Source organism: Pseudonocardia sp. TRM90224 (genome assembly GCF_021245725.1).
In the GTDB taxonomy this organism is placed as follows: Bacteria; Actinomycetota; Actinomycetes; order Mycobacteriales; family Pseudonocardiaceae; genus Pseudonocardia.
The window spans coordinates 209,407-225,320 of sequence record NZ_JAJGSX010000015.1 but is presented as its reverse complement, the minus strand read 5'-3'; the positions used below and the strand labels follow the sequence as shown (position 1 = coordinate 225,320).

The window sequence follows — 15,914 nt, the reverse complement described above, 5'->3', positions numbered from 1 at the left end:
GACCGGGCCGCTGACCAGCACGGGACCGTCGTCGGTGAGGGTGACGCGACGTGGACGTTGCACGCACCAGGATGCCCGCGCCGAGCACCGGCAAACGTCAGGCCGGGTCTCGGTAGACGAGGTCGAGCGCCGCGGAGGTGATCCGCTTGCGCAGCCAGCCGAGCGACCCGTGCTGCGCCAGCGCGGCACGGGCCGCGATCCAGCCGCAGGCGCCGTGCACGCCGCCGCCGGGGTGGGCGGACGCGCTGCCGAGGTACAGGCCGTCGATCACGGTCTCGGCCCGGCCAAGCCCCGTCACCGGCCGGAAGACGAGCTGCTGGAACAGCTGCGCGGTGCCGCCGTTGACCGCGCCGTGCATGAGGTTGGGGTTGGCGCCCTGCAGGTCGGACGGGCGCTGCAGGTCGCGGTGCAGGACGCGCGCGCCGAAACCGGGCGCGAATTCCTCGACGACCGCCTCCATGCGCCCGGCGAGCTGTTCCGCGGAGTCGTCGTCGGAGATCCCGCGCGGGAGGTGCGTGTAGGCCCAGACGCTCTCCGTTCCCTCCGGTGAGCGGGCAGGGTCGGCCGTCGTCATCTGGCCGAGCAGCATGAACGGCGATGTCGGCAGCGTGCGCGACTCGATGTCGGCCGACCAGCGGGCCAGGCCGAGCTCGTCGGCGCCGACGTGGACGGTGCCGGCACCGGAGACGCCCGCAGACCGCCACGGGACCGGTCCGTCCAGCGCCCAGTTGATCTTCACGACGGCGGTGTCCCAGGCGAAGCGCTCGAGGTCCGCGCGGAGCCTGGCGGGCAGGGCGTCGGCCGGCAGCAGGTCGCCGAAGAGCAGTGGCGCAGAGACGTCGGCGATCACCGCGCGCCGGGCGCGGACCGTCAGCCCGCTCGCGCTGCGGACCGCGACCGCACGTCCGCCGCTGACCTCGATGGACTCGACGTGCTCCCCGGTGCGCAGGTCCGCCCCGGCCGCGCGGGCCCGGCTCGCGAGCGCCGCGGCGAGCTGGCCGGTGCCGCCGACCGGGGTGGGGAAGCCGTAGTTCTGCCCGAGCATCGCCAGCATCCAGCCGAAGACGCCGCTGACGGTGGCGTCGGGCGGGGCGTCGGCGTGCACCGCGTTGCCGGCGAGCAGCAGGCGCGCGGCCTCCGAGCTGAACAGCTCCTCGCCCATCCGCCGGGCGGGCAGCGCCAGGAAGCGGGCGAAGCGCAGCGCCTCCGCGGTGCCGATGCGGCGCAGGAGGTCGACGGGGCCGCGCAGCGGCGGGAACGCCGTGAAGATCGTCCGCAGGAAGGCGGGCCCGATCGCGTCCCACTGGTCGCAGAGCCGCAGCCACGCCTCGCCGTCGTGCTGGTCGTGCTCGGCCAGGGCAGCCGCCGTGCGGTCGCGGTCGCGGTACAGGACGGCGGCGGGCGCGCCGTCGGGGCGCGGAGGATGCGCGAGCACGCTCGGGGCGTGCGCCCAGCGCAGCCCGTGGCGTTCCAGGTCGAGCGAACGCATGATCGGCGACGCCGCCGTGAGCGGGTAGAACGCGCTGAACACGTCCGTGACGAACCCCGGGTGGCGCTCCTCGGACCGGACCGCGCCGCCGAGCACGTCGGTGGATTCCAGCAGGCAGACGTCCCACCCCGCGTCGGCGAGCACGGCCGCGGCCACCAGACCGTGATGGCCTCCGCCGACCACGACGGCGTCGGCGGTGAGTGTCGTCATGGCCGTGCTCCGATCGTCGGGTCGAGCCAACCATGGTGGGTTGCCCCGGCGGGGGGCAGGGCGAAACGCGGCGCGTGCGGCATAGCGACGAGCCTCGGCCGCGCACATTTCACGGCGCGTACACGGCGCTCACACGGAGATCACCCGCTCCGCCACCGCCGGCCCCGCGGCTGCGCCGGGTGCCAGGAAAGCCACTTTCCTGTCCTGTGGCGCCAGGAAAGCCACTTTCCTGGCAACACGTGCGGAACGCACGCACTTCGGGGTGTCGCGCTCTGGGGTTGGGTCGGGCGGTGCGCGGGTATCGGGAGCCATGTCATCGACGTCGACGACCACGGCTGAGGGATCGCTCTGGCTCGAGGCCCTGCCCGACACGGGCTACCCGGTGCCGACCGCCGCACGTGCGTTCGACGTGCTGGTGATCGGCGGCGGCATCACCGGTCTCACGACGGCCCTGCTGCTCAAGCGCCAAGGCGCACGGGTGGGGGTGATCGAGGCCGGCCGGGTGGGCGCGGGCGTGACGGGCAACAACACGGCGAAGGTGACAGCGTTGCAGGCCACCCGCCTCACGACGATCCAGCAGTACCGCGGTGCCGACGTCGCCCACGCCTACGCGCGGCTCAGCGCCGCGGCCGTCGAGCGGGTGGCGGCGCTCGCCGTCGAGGAGGGCATCGAGTGCGAGCTGCGGCGCCGCCCGGCGCTGACGGTCGCCGTCGCCGCGGCCGATCTGCCCGACGTGCAGACCGAGAGTGATTGCGCCCGCGCGGCCGGCCTGCCCGTGACGATGACCGACGATGTCGACCTGCCCTACCCGACGATCGGGGCGGCACGGCTCGACGATCAGGTCGAGCTGCACCCCACCCGCTACGCGCTCGGCCTCGCGGCCGCCGTGGACGGCGACGGCAGCGCCGTTTACGAGCACACCAGGGCCCTGCGGCTGCACGAAGGCTCGCCGGTGCGCATCGACACCGACCACGGCACGCTCACCGGCGCCGACGTGGTGGTCGCGACGCACGTCCCGATCTGGGACCGCGGCGGCTACTTCGCGAGGCTGGAGGTGATGCGCTCCTACTGTGTCGCCGCGCGGGTGCGCGCCGGGCACAGCCGCTCGCTGGCCATCACGGCAGGCAGCCCGACCTGGTCGTACCGGTCGGCGGGCGACCTGATGATCGTCTGCGGCTCCGGGCACGCCGCCGGAGCGCGCGGCGTCGACGAGGACGCCTACCTGCGGCTGGAGGAGCACGCCCGCGAGCACTGGGACGTCACGGAGGTGACCCACCGCTGGTCGGCGCAGGACCCGGTGCCCTACGACCAGACCCCGATGATCGGCAGCTACACCCCGGTCTCGCGGCACCTGCACGTGGCGACCGGGTTCGCCAAGTGGGGCCTCACCGGCGGGACGATGGCCGCGACGATGATCGCCGATCGCATCGGCGGCGGCACCGGCGACTCGCTGGTGTTCAGCCCGCACCGGGTGTCTCCGCGCGGGCTGCCGTCGCTCGCGCGCATGAACGCCGGGGTCGCCGTCGACATGGTCGGGGACCGGCTGGCGCCCGGGCAGGTGCGCTCGACCACGGAGATCCCCGCAGGTGAGGCGAGGGTCGTCCGCTCGGGGACGGACCGGACGGGCGTCTACCGCGACGACGAAGGCATCGCGCACGCCGTCTCCCTGCGCTGCACCCACCTGGGCTGCCTGGTCCGGTTCAACGCGGCCGAGCGCAGCTGGGACTGCCCATGCCACGGCTCGCGCTTCGACGTGACCGGCGCGGTGCTGGAAGGGCCGGCGGTGGAGCCGCTGCCGAGCAAGCCCGTCCCCGACTAACCGCCCCGTCCGGGCCGGCTCGTGGTCGGGGCCGGGGCCGGGGCCGGGCAGGAAAGCCACTTTCCGCCCTGTGAGGGCCGGAAAGTGGCTTTCCTGCCTTCGCGCGCGCAACCGGGCGCGCCTCAGCGCTTGCGGAACAGGAAGATCCCGTACTCCCACTGCGGGTCGAGCCACTCGGCCCGCAGCCGAAGGCCGCGCCCGGCGAGGTCGGTGACTAGCGTGGCGCGGTCGAACTTCGCCGAGAACCCGACGTTGACGGAGCCGCCTCGCCGCACCGACACCGTGAGGTCGAGCGCGGGGACGGACACCTCTTGGTCCTCCGACGCGTAGAGGTGGCCCTCGACCGTGCGGGTCGGCGAGTCGTAGCGGGCGCGCGGGTAGAACTTCCCCACGTCGAAGTCCGAGCCGAACCGCTCGTTGAGCTGGACGAGGTGGTTGAGCCGGAACTGCGCGAAGGCCGAGTACCCGGGAGGGTCGTTGTAGCAGGTCTCCATCTGCGCCGGCGACTTGTCGAGGTCGACCGACACCATGAACCCGTCGCCCGGTCGCAGCGTCGCCGCGATGTCGTCGAGCAACGCGGCACGTTCGTCAGGGGTGGTGTTGCCCAGGTTGCAGCCGAGGAAGGTGACGACGGTCGGGCCACTGTTGTGCCGCAGCCAGTGCAGCCCGGCCTCGTACCGCCCCCACAGCGCCGTGACCTGCAGGCCGGGCACGGACGTGCGCAGCGCCTCCGCGCTGTCGGCGAGCATCTCCTGGCTGACGTCGATCGGGACGTACGTGGTGGGGCCGCGGCGCTGGCACTCCGCGAGCAGCAGGCGCGTCTTCTTCGCACTCCCGCTGCCCAGCTCCGCGATCCGCTCGCCCTCCACGAGGTCGGCGATCTCGCCGGCGTGCCGGTGCAGCAGGCCGGTCTCGGAGCGGGTGAGGTAGTAGGTGGGCAGCTCGGTGATCGCCTCGAAGAGGCGCGAGCCGACCTCGTCGTACCCGAGCCACGGTGGCAGCCGCGGTATCGCTTCCGTCAGACAGGCCCGGACGACCGCGGCGTCGTCCAGGCCGGACATCTCCGTTAGCGGTCCGACCACCGTCATGCCGCAACACCGTCCCGGCTCGCTTCGACCACCACCAGCTCCTCCATCGTCTCGTCGTGCTGGACGAGCCCGCGCAGCTCCAGCATCGCGGCGCGCGCCCGCATCACCGGGCCGAACGGGATCCGCACCCGCTCGACGACGTGGGCCGTCAAGCCGCCGTCGGCGAGCCGCGCGATCGTCGTCTCCACCCCGCTCACCGCCGAATGGACCAGCAGCAGCGTCCCGCTCGGGCTGAGCACGTCGGCGACGCCCGCACAGATCCGGTCGAGCACCGCCCGCCCGTCCGGACCGCCGTCCCAGCACCGGTCGATGCGGTGGCGCGGCAGCACGGCCGTCGCGGCCGGGACGTACGGCGGGTTGGCCAGCACCAGGTCGTAGCGGCCGCGCCGGGCGGGTTCGAACAGATCTCCACGGCGCACCTTGACACCGGCCCGGTGCAGGCGGCTGTTCGTCCAGGTGGTGAGCACGGATCGCATCGAGAGGTCGATCGCCGTGACCGAGGCGGCACCGGCGCGCGCCGCGGCGATCGCCAGCGCACCGGTGCCCGCGCCCACGTCCAGCACGGTCCGGCCGCGCGCGAGGCCACCCCTCTCCATGGCTCCTGCCAGCACGGCGGTATCGCGCTGCGGACGGTAGACGCCGGGCGGACACAGCATGATCATGGGATTTCCTCACGACGTCGGCAGGCAACGGTTGGCTCGGATACCCCGCTCCACCTGGGACGAATCGCGGTCCTGACCATGGTTGGACGGCCCGCCGCGCGGGTATGGACGTCGGATGTCCGACGTCGATGACAGGGTGGACCGGGTCGCAGGCGCCGTCGCGGAGCGGGCCCGTTCGTCCGGACGGACCATCGCGGTCGCGGAGTCGCTCACCGGTGGTCTCGTCGCGAGCGCGCTGGCCAGGGCGCGGGACGCGAGCACGTGGTTCCGCGGTGCGCTGGTGGCGTATTCGAGCGCGGTGAAGCACGAGGTGCTGGGCGTGCCGGACGGGCCGGTGGTCAGTGCCGAGGCCGCCGGCGCGATGGCGAGCGGCGTCCGGCGGCTGCTGGGGGCGGATGTCGCGGTCGCCGTGACCGGCGCCGGTGGGCCGGACCCGCAGGACGGTCGCCGGCCCGGGACCGTCTTCATCGCGGTCGACGACGGCACCCGTCCACCGCGCGTGACCGAGATGCAGCTGGACGGCGGACCGCAGGAGATCTGCGCTGCGTCGACGGAGCAGGCGCTGACTGCGCTGGCCGGGTGGCTGACCTGCGCGGACGGAGCAGCCCGTGTGTGCGACCCGCTGTGAGGGGTAGATCCAAGGATGGCCACCGAATCCAGCCCAGCAGCATCCAGCCCAGCAGCATCCCGCCCAGCAGCGCTGCCCACCACGCGGCACGTCACCGCGGCGAGCCCGGACGCCGTGTGGGCCGTGCTCGCGGACGGGTGGACGTACCCCTGCTGGGTCGTCGGGGCCGCCAGGATGCGCTCGGTCAGTGCGGACTGGCCTGCGGTCGGCGCCGTGCTGAACCACTCCGTCGGGCCGTGGCCCACGATGATCGACGACCAGACCGTCGTGCGACGCTGCGAGCCCACGCGGTTGCTGGTGCTGCGCGGGAAGGCGTGGCCCATGGGCGAGGCCGAGATCGTCATCGAGCTCGCGCCGGCCGACGCGGGCGGGTGCGAGATCGTGCTCCGCGAGGACGCCGTCGCCGGGCCCGGCACGCTGCTGCCGTCCGTGGTGCGCGACCCGTTGATCCGGATGCGGAACGCGGAGTCGCTGCAACGGCTCGCGCTGATGGCCGAGCGCCGGGCGGCGTGACGTGGTTCACATCCGGTGCGGCGGGTATTCGTGGCGTATCCATCGAAAAGAGAGGTACGGCCATGGTCAGCGACGACCAGCACGCCGACAGCCCGCAGGTCCCGGTGCCGCCCTACGACGAGGAACGCGGCGCCCCGGGTGAGAACACGGCGCCCAAGGCGTTCGACGCGCCCAACGCCCCGGAGCCGGGAGCGGCCCCGGAGGTCTCCGACGAGGAGCGCGGCGGCGTCTCGGCCACCGACACCGAACCCGAGCCCGCCCTCGGGGTCGGGGAGAGCCGCGGCGGCCGCGCGGAGGACCAGGCCCCCGACCGCGACGACGTCGACACGAAGGGCGCCGACCGCCCTGTGGGCCGGACGACGGAAGAGGACACCGAGGGCCGGCTCGAGCCGGGGGACCAGGGCGGCTGACGGCAGCGGCCCCCGCCGAGGGCCATGCCCGGTCGCGACCGGGCTCGCACGTCCTACGTAGTCTTCGCGAGTGGGGGAGACGCGCGTGGGGGACGCGGAGTTGGATCCGCTCGTCGATCACGATCCGCGACAGATCGGTGCATATCGGATCGTCGGGCGGCTCGGCGCGGGTGGGATGGGTCAGGTCTTCCTCGGGGAGGACCCGCAGGGCAGGCAGGCAGCGGTCAAGGTCGTGCATCCCGGGCTGGCGCACGATCCCCAGTTCCGGCAGCGCTTTCGGCGAGAGGTCGAGGTCAGCAGGCTGGTGCGCGGTCCGTGGGTGGCCGCGGTGCTGGATGCTGATGCCGAGGCAGCGGCGCCGTGGTTGGCGACCGAGTTCGTGCCGGGGCCGTCGCTGACCGACGTGCTCGACCGGTACAACAGACTCGAACCTGCCGCGGTGCGGCGGTTGGGCCACGGGCTGGCGTCCGCGCTGGCAGGCATCCACGCAGGTGGTCTGGTACATCGCGACGTGAAGCCGTCCAACGTGCTGATGGCGGACGACGGCCCTCGATTGATCGACTTCGGGATCTCGCGAGCAGTCGACGCAACGCGGATGACCGGAACAGGCGCGGTGATCGGGACGCCGGGATACATGTCGCCGGAGCAGGTCGACGGCCACGAGGCCGGCCCGGCGTCCGACATCTTCTCGCTCGGCGTGCTGCTCGCGTATGCGGCTGGAGGGCGGCATCCCTTCGGCGAAGCGACGCCCGTGGTGCTGATGCTGCGGATCAGCCGCGACGAGCCCGACCTCGGCGACGTTCCGGAGATCCTGCGGCTGAGCCTCAGCGCGTGCCTTGCGAAGCGCGCCGAGGACCGGCCGAGCGCTGCCGACCTGGCGCGGGAGTTCGAGCCCGTCCGAAAGACGGTCGTCGCGACGGCGGTGGGGTCGTCCGTTCCGCACACCGTCGAGCTTCCGAGCGCCTCCGGAGCCTCGGTCGACCCGCCTCGTCGACGGATCGGGCGACGGGCGTTGATCGTCGGCGGCGGTTTGGTGGCCGCCGGAGGGATCACCGGCGGGATCTTCGCGGCGTTCCGACCCTCGCTCCCGCTCAGGTCGGCGCGCGTGATCTGGCAGACCGACGTCGACAACGGGCCGTTCGCGGTGGATGACTTCTCGCTGTACACCTATGGCTCCTCCAAGGTCTCCGCGCTGAACCGCAGATCGGGAGGGGTGCGTTGGACTGTGCCCGCCGTACCGCGTGCCAATGGCTATGCACCGAGCATATTTGTTCTCGGTACCAGGGTGATTGCAGTCGGCGGCCAAGAGCTGGCCGCTTTCGACATCCGAACCGGGGAGCGGGCTTGGTCTCGGCCACTGGAATCCGCCGTCACGAGCAACGTCGTTGCCGCCGGGGCCGTCGTGGTCGTGTCGACGCCGGATGCTCTCGTAGGGCTGGATGAGTCCTACGGTGCCGAGGTGTGGCGCACAGAGGTGCCGTTCGAGTTGGTGAGCCATGGCGTGCACGCCCACGAAAGCTCCTGTGTGGTGAGTCGCGCCGACTCATCGAGGGTTGAGGCGCTGGACGCCAGTACCGGTCGGGTCAGATGGAGCCGGGACGTGGGGGGCTACAGCTCGTGTGCGGCGCTGAGCGCTGGACCTGGGCCGATGTACTGCGCCGTTGCTGGTGCCCTTCGTGCACTCGATCCGGCGACCGGTCGGATTCTCTGGGAACGGTCGGATACGGTTCGGGCGTTGCGGGCCGGTGTCTCCGGGGTGGTCGTCCGAACCGAGGACTCCAGGCTGCTGGTCCTCGATGACACGACCGGCGCGGAGCGCTGGTCGGTCGATGTCGACGCGACCTTCGAGGACGAGCCGACCGGATCCGCGCAGCTGGTCTTCGGGGACGGGATCATCTGCCTTCCAGCGCGCACCGAGATGCGGGTCCTCGATTTTGCAACGGGAAAGCAGCTCTGGTCGGTGGGGAGCGGTTCCTTCGGCGGAGTTGCTGCCTACGACAACGTCGGCTACGTGAACCACGGCAGCTCCGTACTGGCGATCACAGCGTCCTGACCACCGGTGGCACGAGGCTCGATCAAACGTCAGGGTTGCCGCGTCCGCCCCTGCGTTCCCGCCGCCGCTGGACGTAGCGGCGCTTCTTCGCCGTGGTGCCGCAGTCGACCATGGAGCACCAGCGCCGCCCGGTGCCGCGTGAGCGGTCGACGAACAGCCAGTTGCAGCCGTCGCAGCGGTGCACACGGGTGAGGTCGGGGCCGGTCAGGAGGTCGACGGCGGCGACGGCCCACCGGTGCACCGGTGTGTGCTCGTCCGCGGCCCACCGGTGCTCGAACACGTCGCCGCTCCGGACCAGCCGGGCCGCGTTCATCGCGGCCCGGTGATGTTGCTGCACCACGGCCACCGCGTCGGGGGCGATATCGGTCAGGACGTCGGTGAGTGCGTCGCGCAGGGATCGTGCATCGGCCAGCGCCGCCTCGCCGGTCGGGTGGTCCGCCGCGACCAGTCCGAGCCGGTGCGCGAGCACGACGACGTCCTGCGGCGTGCGCAGGACGTCGTGCACGACCGTGCCGTCGACCTCGGCGTGCACGGTGTTGACCAGGTCCAGCGCCGGGTGGCCGCCGTCGAGCCGCATGCTGCTCGCCGTGGGGACCGGGTCGGTGGCCAACTGTTTCCCCTTTCTGGAGGTTTAAAGGTAACACTGCGAGGCTAGCCATGGGCATGGTCATCGCTCTCCTCTGCCTCGCCCAGGTCGTCGTCGTGCTCGACGTCACGGTCGTGGCCATCGCGCTCCCGGTGATCGGGGCCGATCTCGGGCTCTCGACGACCGGGCTGGGCTGGGTCGCGAACGCCTACACGCTCGCGCTCGGCCTCGGGCTGCTCGCCGGCGGACGCATGGCGGACCGGTTCGGCGCGCGCCGGATCTTCCTCGTGGGCACCGGCCTGTTCGCGCTGGCCTCGCTGGTGTGCGGGCTCGCACCCTCGGCCGCGGTACTGCTCGCGGCGCGTGTGGGCCAAGGTGGCGCAGCTGCGATGGCCGTGCCGGCCGGGCTCGCGCTCGTCGTGGCGCTCGACCGGCCACGCGCGCTGGGCTGGTGGACCGCCGCGGCGGCGGGCGGTGGCGCGAGCGGTTGGGTGCTCGGTGGTGTGATCACCGGTGCGGTGGGCTGGCGATGGGTGTTCCTGGTGAACGTGCCGGTCTGCGTCGCCGTGGTGCTGTTGGGCCGACGGCGGCTCCGCGGCCGGGGACCGGACCGGCTCAGACCCGGTCCGCTGATCGATCTCGCGCTGCTGCGCCGGCCGGGGGTGGCCCCGGCGAACGTCGTCGCGGCGGTGCTCGGCGCGAGCGTCACCGCGGCGATGTTCCTGAGCGTGCTGCACGCGCAGAACGTGCTGGGTCTTCCGCCCGTCGAGGCGGGACTGCTCTTTCCCCCGTTCAACCTCGCGGTGATCGCGGGCTCGATCCTCGGGCCGGCCGTCGTCGCCGCCATCGGCAGTGCTCGGGCGATGCCGGTCGGCCTGCTCTCCGTCGCGGCCGGAGCGGTCGCGCTCATCGCGATCGCCCCCGACGCGCCGGCCCTTCCGACGATGCTGGCCGGGTTCGTCCTGCTCGGGTTTGGGTCGGGGCTGGCAACGGTCGCGTCGACAGCGCGCGGCACCGCGCACGCCGGTGATCGGGCGGGCCTCGCTGCCGGCCTGCTCTCGACGAGCACGCAGCTGGGGACCGCGCTCGGCGTCGCGGCCGTCGCACCGCTCGCCGCCGGGTACGCCGCGGCGTTCGGCGGCGGACCGGCAGCCGACGTCGCGGGGTTCGAGCTTGGCTACGGGTTCGCCGCCGCGCTCGCGGCGGGGACCGCCCTCGCCTTCGCGTTCGCGGGGCGCGCCACCGGGATGGAGGTGACGGCATGCCCGAACAGCAACGCACCGACCGGCTGAAGGTCGTCCTGCCGGTGGCGGCGGCCGACGTCGTCGACGGACTCGCGTTCGGGGCGCTGGCCGTCTCGCTGGGGATGGGCGTCGTGGCGCCGATCGTGATGTCGCTGCTCGTCTACTCCGGCAGCGCGCAATACGGTGCGCTGGCGGTGATGAGCCAGCACGGCTCGCTGGGCGCCGCGGTGGGCACGGCGGCCGCGCTCAACGCGCGCTACCTGCTGATGGGTACGACGGTCGCGCCGGCGCTCGGCGGGTCGCTCCGCTCCCGGATCGGGCGGTCGCTGCTGATCACCGACGCGGCGTGGGCGGTCGCGCACCGCGGCGACGGGCGGTTCGACGTCCGGCTGTTGACGTTGTGCGGGTTGATGAGCCTCTCCGGGTGGACGCTCGGCACTGCCGCAGGGGCGCTGCTCGGCTCGACCGTCGGCGACCCCGCGGCCTTCGGGATCGACGCGGCCTACCCGGTGTTCTTCATCGGCCTGCTGCGCGAGCACCTCACTGATCGACGGGCCTGGGTGCTGGCCGTGGTCGGCGTGCTGGTCGCGGTGGCACTCACCCCGGTGCTGACGCCCGGCATCCCGATCCTGCTCGCGGCGTTCTGCGGCGTGCTGGCCGGCGCTGTGATGGGGGAGCGGTCGTGACGGACGTCTGGCTGACCATCGTGCTGCTCGCGGTCGTGTCGATCGGGTTCCGGGTGGTGGCGCCGCTCGTGATCGGCGGGCGCGAGCTGCCGAGCCGGGTACGGACGGCGCTGCTCGACACCGGTCCGGCGCTGATCGCCGCGATGGTGGTGCTGCTGCTCTGGCCGGCGGGGGACGACGTCCCGATGCAGCACACCCTGACCGCGCTCGCCGGCGTCGCCGCCGGGATCGTGCTGCTCGCGGCGCGCCGCTCGATCCTCACCGCGATGCTCGTCGCCGCCGCGGTGACCGCCCTGCTGCGCCTGCTCACCTGACCCGAAGTTGCCCACCGTTTTGCCAACCTGCACGCCCTCGGAGGTCTGCAGGTTGGCAAAACGGTGGGCGGGTTCAGCGCGCCAGCGCCTTCACCTTCCGGATCGCGGCCCGGGCCGGGGCCGGGATGGGTGCGGCCGCCGCGGCCTTGCGGAGCTTGCGCAGCCCGATGTAGGCGGCCGGGGCACGGCGGGCGAGCAGCCGCCTGCGGTTGATCAGCAGCTGGGCGAACGCCCGCGGCTCGCGGTTGATGTAGCGGTTGATGTCCTCGAACCAGAGCGCGCTCGCCGCCGCCTCCGCGGCGACGGGCGCGAGCTCGGCGGTACGCCTGTGCTCGTACGCGGCCAGCGCGGGCGCGGCGGCCCGGTGCGTGCCCAGCTCGGCGGCGAGCGCCATCGCGTCCTGCAGGGCGAGGCGGGTGCCGGAGCCGATGGTGAAGTGCGTGGTGTGCGCGGCGTCGCCGAGCAGCGCGACGTTCCCGTGCTGCCAATGGACGTTGCGCACGGTCTGGAACTCCAGCCACGGCGTGCCCTCGCGGACGCCGGTCGGCATGCGCAGCTCGTGGCCGTCGAGCTGGGCGGCGAAGATGCGCTCCAGCTCGCGCGCGGTCTCGTCCGGCCCGAGCGTGTCGAAGCCGAGCGCAGCCCAGGTCTCCGGCGTGGTCTCGACGACGAACGTGCTCGCGTCGTCGCTGTAGCCGTAGGCATGCGCCCACAGCCAGCCGGCGCCCGTGCGGGCGAACGGGAACGTGAACGACGGGAAGACCTTGCTGGTGCCCAGCCAGATGTACTTGTTGCGGCCGCGCTCGATGCTGGTGCCGAACGCGGGCTCGGCCTGTCGGATGCCGCTGCTCACCCCGTCGGCCGCGACGACGAGGTCGTACCCGTCGAGCTCGGCGACGTCGCCGACCGCCTGGTCGAACCGCATCTCGACGCCCAGTGCGCGGGCCCGCTCGGTGAGCAGGCCGCGCATGGCGCGCCGACCCATCGCGTAGCCGTGGCCCCCGAGGTCGACCGGGTCGCCACCCTCCACGTCGATGACCTGGTGGTGCCAGGTGAACGCGGCCGCCTTCATCAGCTCGGCGGTGGGCGCGTCGTGCTCACGCAGCTGGTCGAGCAGGTCGTCCCAGAACACCACACCCCAGCCGTACGTGACGCCCTCCGGCGATCGCTCGTACACGGTGACGGACTCGACGTCCGGCAGCTGGATGGCGAGGATCGCGAGCAGGAGCCCTCCCGGCCCGCCCCCGACGCACGCGATCCGTGCGGCGGGCTGGTGGTCAACGGTCATGGCGGTGAGTCTCCTCGATCGTGTGCAGGGGGAGCGTCCGGGCCACCGGCGAGACCCACTCCTCGTTCCCGTACGCGCGCAGCGCCAGCCCGTCGTCGGAGCCGGCGACGGGGATGAGGACGGTCGGCCGGTCGAGCTCTCGGTCGCGGCGTTCGATGCCATCGGCGGGTGCGATGCGGCGGTAGATGTGGCGGATCACGGAGCTGATGGCCCGCCGCACCAGCGACGGCGCCAGCAGCACCATCCCGGCGGCGAAGAGCAGGACGAACAGCGACGTGTCCGCGGCGATCGTCACCAGCATCCAGGCGCTGGTGTGCAGGTCGATGGCCGTGGTTGCACTGCCGGCCTGCATCACGACGGCGGTCGCGGCCGCTCCGGCCAGCAGCGGCGGGGCGAGCACGCGGAACAGCTGCGCCGCGGGGAGGGCCAGCACCCGCGTGGTCAGCACCAGCACGATCACGCCGACGAGCAGCTCGGTCGCCGAGACGGCCAGCCCGACGCCGACGAGACCGAGCGGGAGCAGCAGGACGAGCAGCCCGATGCCGAACGTGATGCTTGCGGCCGTCGTCCAGTTGAGCAGGCGCGTGTGCCCGGTCGCCTTGATGACCTCGCTGCCGGCCGCCTGCAGCGCAACACCCAGCCCGAAGCCCGCCATGGCGACGAACGCGAGCCCCGCGTCGTGGTACCCGGCGCCGAACAGCAGCACGACGGTCGGCGCCCCGACCGCGATGGTCAGCCCGGCCACGGCGACCGCCCCGATCCAGGACCACTGCAGCGCGCGCCGGAACGCGTTGGCGAGCCGCACGGGTTCCGCCGCCAACCGAGCCATGGCGGGGAAGAGCACGTAGGAGCCGACCTGGACGAGCGCGTTGCCCGGCAGCAGTGCCAGCCGCTGCGCGTACTGCTTCTGCGTCAGCGCGTCGAGCGAGAACGCCTTCCCGACGATCAGCGTCTCGACCGCGCCCTGGATGCGGAACACCACACCCTCGAGCATGAGCGGGAACGCGTAGCGGGCCATCTCGCGCCACAGCCGGTAGGACGGTCTCGCGAAGCCCGGCACCCAGCCGGCCATGCCCCACGTGAGCAGGAGCCAGGTGAGCATCGCGGCGTAGTTGCCGATCACCTGCGACCAGACGCCGAACCCCGCGGCTGCGAGGCCCACCGTCGTGCCGGCGTAGACGACGGTCTTCGCCGGGTCGACGACGAGCCGCCTGCGGAAGTCGAGCTGCCGTTGCAGCAGGCCGTCGGGGACGTTGGTGAGGCTGTGGATGAGCAACGTGCCCGCGGCTGCGGCGGCGATGTGCCCCGCCGCGGCGCTGCTGTTCCACCACGCGACGACGGGCGCGACGGCGAGCGCGCCGAGCGCGAGCAGCAACCCCGTGCCGCCCGACACCCAGAACACGGTGTCGGCCGCGCGTGCCACGTCGGTCTCGCGCTGGACGAGCGCGCCGCGCAGCCCGCCCTCCGAGACGCTGACCAGGAAGCCGGTCAGCACGGTGCCGGCGATGTAGAGCCCCAGCTCGTCCTTGGTGAGCAGGTTCGCGAGCGCGAGGGTCTGCGCCAACGAGATGACCTGCACGGCGACCATCGCGATCACGGAGTACGCCGCGCCGCGCCGCAGCGTCGCGGAGAGCCCGTCGAGCACCGGCGGTTCTACGGCGCGCTGCGACGACGCGCGGACCCTTGCGGTGAGCCCGATCCGGGTCACCGCTTCGCGACCTTCTCCTTCTCCCGCTGCTGGGGAACGTCGATCCGCTCGGGCGGAGGGGTGGGTGCGGGCACGACGGCGGGGGTGGTGCCCGCACCGCCGATCCCCGCATGACCGATCCTGGCCCCGACCTTGCTGCGCAGCGCCGCGACGGCCGGGGCGTTGCCGAGGCGGCCGGTCATCGTGCGGGCCCTGCGGGTCGCGGCGACACCCGCCCTGCCGAGCCGGGCGACGTTGCCGGCCACCGTGGCGGGAAAGGCCCTGACGTGGGCGATCTCGCGGACCTCGTCGGTCCAGCGCATCTTCTCCTCCGTCGCGGAGCCGGTGAACTCGAACGTTTCGAGGCCGCGGTCGAACGAGCGGGCGATCAGCTCGTTGGCGAGGATGAAACCGGGGCCGAACGTGCGGAACTCCGGGTCGAACCCGACCTTGAGCCCGTAGTGCGAGCGGCCGTCGACCAGCGCGTACTCGGCCGCGATCACCCGGCCGGACAGCCGGAGCAGCGCGATGCTCAGCAGGCCCTCGCGCGCCGCCCAGCGGGCGACTTCGGTGTAGAAGCGGGCGGTGCGCGGGTCGGACAGGATCGCCGTGCCGTTCTGCGACTTCCAGCCGAGCCCTTCCACGCGGAACGTCTCGGCGAGCAGCGTGTCGAGCGACTCGCTGCCGGTCGCCGTGCTGATGGCGCTGCCGTCGTGCACCTCGAAGCTGACGTCGCCGGCCTTGTCGAGCTTGCGGCGCAGCTGGCGCAGCCGCGCGGTGAACCGCGAGGCGCGCCCGGCCATGTGGTCCTCGAACGTGCCGGAGATCGCGACGTACGGGGAGCGCTGCATGACCGAGCGCTTCACCGTGAAGCCGCCCTTCTCGGCGATGCCCATCGCGACGTCGGCGTCGGCGGAGCGGAGATGCCCCAGCTCGACCGTCATCCGGCCCGCCCGCATCGCCTGCTCGATCAGCTCGGCTGCGGCGTCGGCGTCCTCGGCGAGCGGTCCGTAGAGGAACGAGTGCCAGTTGTCGATGCTCGACGAGCGGCCGTTGCGCCGCGCGATCGGCAGCACGCCGGCAAGACGGCCGTCCCGACGCACCTGCAGGATCGTCGGCCGGCCGCTCCCGAACACCGACCACCATGCCGAAAACCATCCCGGTCGACAGAACGGGTCGGCCGATACACGTTCGGCCAGTTCATCCCATTCGTCGACGAGTCCCCCTCGGACGAACA

At 72.8% G+C, this 15,914-nt stretch carries 15 protein-coding genes; 8 read left to right on the top strand and 7 right to left on the bottom strand.

What is annotated here, in order from left to right; translation table 11 throughout:
• Positions 1 to 97 precede the first annotated feature (97 nt).
• A complete protein-coding gene (locus LL648_RS22265; RefSeq protein WP_232664596.1) occupies positions 98 to 1,699 on the bottom strand; it encodes a phytoene desaturase family protein in 1,602 nt (533 codons plus the stop codon).
• 310 nt (positions 1,700 to 2,009) lie between these two features.
• Here LL648_RS22265 and LL648_RS22260 point away from each other — a divergent pair, with 310 nt between their 5' ends.
• Positions 2,010 to 3,518: an FAD-dependent oxidoreductase gene (locus LL648_RS22260; protein ID WP_232664595.1), complete on the top strand. Its 1,509-nt coding sequence runs from the start codon at positions 2,010 to 2,012 to the stop codon at positions 3,516 to 3,518.
• Between the two features lie 122 nt (positions 3,519 to 3,640).
• On the opposite strand, the gene LL648_RS22255 is transcribed toward LL648_RS22260, so the two are convergent.
• Both LL648_RS22255 and LL648_RS22250 read right to left on the bottom strand, forming a co-directional pair.
• On the bottom strand, positions 3,641 to 4,606 hold the full coding sequence (locus tag LL648_RS22255) for an L-histidine N(alpha)-methyltransferase (RefSeq protein WP_232664593.1): 966 nt from the start codon (positions 4,604 to 4,606) through the stop codon (positions 3,641 to 3,643).
• Complete coding sequence (locus LL648_RS22250) at positions 4,603 to 5,268, bottom strand: HemK2/MTQ2 family protein methyltransferase (protein WP_232664592.1); 666 nt, start codon at positions 5,266 to 5,268, stop codon at positions 4,603 to 4,605. Before LL648_RS22250 ends, LL648_RS22255 begins: the two co-directional genes overlap by 4 nt.
• 115 nt (positions 5,269 to 5,383) lie before the next feature.
• On the opposite strand from LL648_RS22250, the gene LL648_RS22245 reads away from it, so the two are divergent.
• From LL648_RS22245 to LL648_RS22230, 4 genes are all read left to right on the top strand, one after another.
• Positions 5,384 to 5,896 carry a CinA family protein gene (locus LL648_RS22245; protein WP_232664590.1) on the top strand — a complete coding sequence of 171 codons (513 nt, stop codon included), beginning with the start codon at positions 5,384 to 5,386 and terminating at the stop codon, positions 5,894 to 5,896.
• Positions 5,897 to 5,911: 15 nt separating this feature from the next.
• A complete protein-coding gene (locus LL648_RS22240; RefSeq protein WP_232664588.1) occupies positions 5,912 to 6,409 on the top strand; it encodes an SRPBCC family protein in 498 nt (165 codons plus the stop codon).
• Positions 6,410 to 6,471: 62 nt separating this feature from the next.
• A complete protein-coding gene (locus tag LL648_RS22235) occupies positions 6,472 to 6,819 on the top strand; it encodes a hypothetical protein (protein ID WP_232664586.1) in 348 nt (115 codons plus the stop codon).
• 70 nt (positions 6,820 to 6,889) lie between these two features.
• On the top strand, positions 6,890 to 8,872 hold the full coding sequence (locus LL648_RS22230) for a protein kinase domain-containing protein (protein ID WP_232664585.1): 1,983 nt from the start codon (positions 6,890 to 6,892) through the stop codon (positions 8,870 to 8,872).
• A 22-nt stretch (positions 8,873 to 8,894) separates the two neighbouring features.
• Here LL648_RS22230 and LL648_RS22225 read toward each other — a convergent pair whose 3' ends face one another.
• Positions 8,895 to 9,482, bottom strand: a complete 588-nt coding sequence (locus tag LL648_RS22225) for a CGNR zinc finger domain-containing protein (protein WP_232664583.1) — start codon at positions 9,480 to 9,482, stop codon at positions 8,895 to 8,897.
• A 53-nt stretch (positions 9,483 to 9,535) separates the two neighbouring features.
• Between LL648_RS22225 and LL648_RS22220 the strand changes: the two genes are divergently transcribed.
• The 3 genes from LL648_RS22220 to LL648_RS22210 are packed head-to-tail and all read left to right on the top strand — an operon-like array spanning position 9,536 to position 11,702.
• A complete protein-coding gene (locus LL648_RS22220) occupies positions 9,536 to 10,750 on the top strand; it encodes an MFS transporter (protein WP_232664581.1) in 1,215 nt (404 codons plus the stop codon).
• Positions 10,720 to 11,388 carry an AzlC family ABC transporter permease gene (locus LL648_RS22215; protein WP_232664579.1) on the top strand — a complete coding sequence of 223 codons (669 nt, stop codon included), beginning with the start codon at positions 10,720 to 10,722 and terminating at the stop codon, positions 11,386 to 11,388. Before LL648_RS22220 ends, LL648_RS22215 begins: the two co-directional genes overlap by 31 nt.
• Positions 11,385 to 11,702 (top strand): AzlD domain-containing protein, encoded by a 318-nt coding sequence (locus LL648_RS22210; protein WP_232664578.1) that lies wholly within the window; start codon positions 11,385 to 11,387, stop codon positions 11,700 to 11,702. Before LL648_RS22215 ends, LL648_RS22210 begins: the two co-directional genes overlap by 4 nt.
• A 73-nt stretch (positions 11,703 to 11,775) precedes the next feature.
• Here the strand turns inward: LL648_RS22210 and LL648_RS22205 are convergent, their stop codons facing one another.
• Genes LL648_RS22205 through LL648_RS22195 form a run of 3 tightly spaced genes read right to left on the bottom strand, consistent with a single transcriptional unit; the run spans position 11,776 to position 15,813 of the window.
• Positions 11,776 to 12,990, bottom strand: coding sequence for an FAD-dependent monooxygenase (locus LL648_RS22205; protein WP_232664577.1), 1,215 nt, complete (start codon positions 12,988 to 12,990; stop codon positions 11,776 to 11,778).
• Positions 12,980 to 14,698 (bottom strand): oligosaccharide flippase family protein, encoded by a 1,719-nt coding sequence (locus tag LL648_RS22200; RefSeq protein ID WP_232664575.1) that lies wholly within the window; start codon positions 14,696 to 14,698, stop codon positions 12,980 to 12,982. The genes LL648_RS22205 and LL648_RS22200 overlap by 11 nt, the downstream gene beginning before the upstream one ends.
• The gene (locus LL648_RS22195; protein ID WP_232664573.1) at positions 14,695 to 15,813 is read right to left on the bottom strand and encodes a GNAT family N-acetyltransferase; all 1,119 of its coding nucleotides are present in this window, start codon (positions 15,811 to 15,813) and stop codon (positions 14,695 to 14,697) included. The genes LL648_RS22200 and LL648_RS22195 overlap by 4 nt, the downstream gene beginning before the upstream one ends.
• Positions 15,814 to 15,914: the final 101 nt, after the last annotated feature.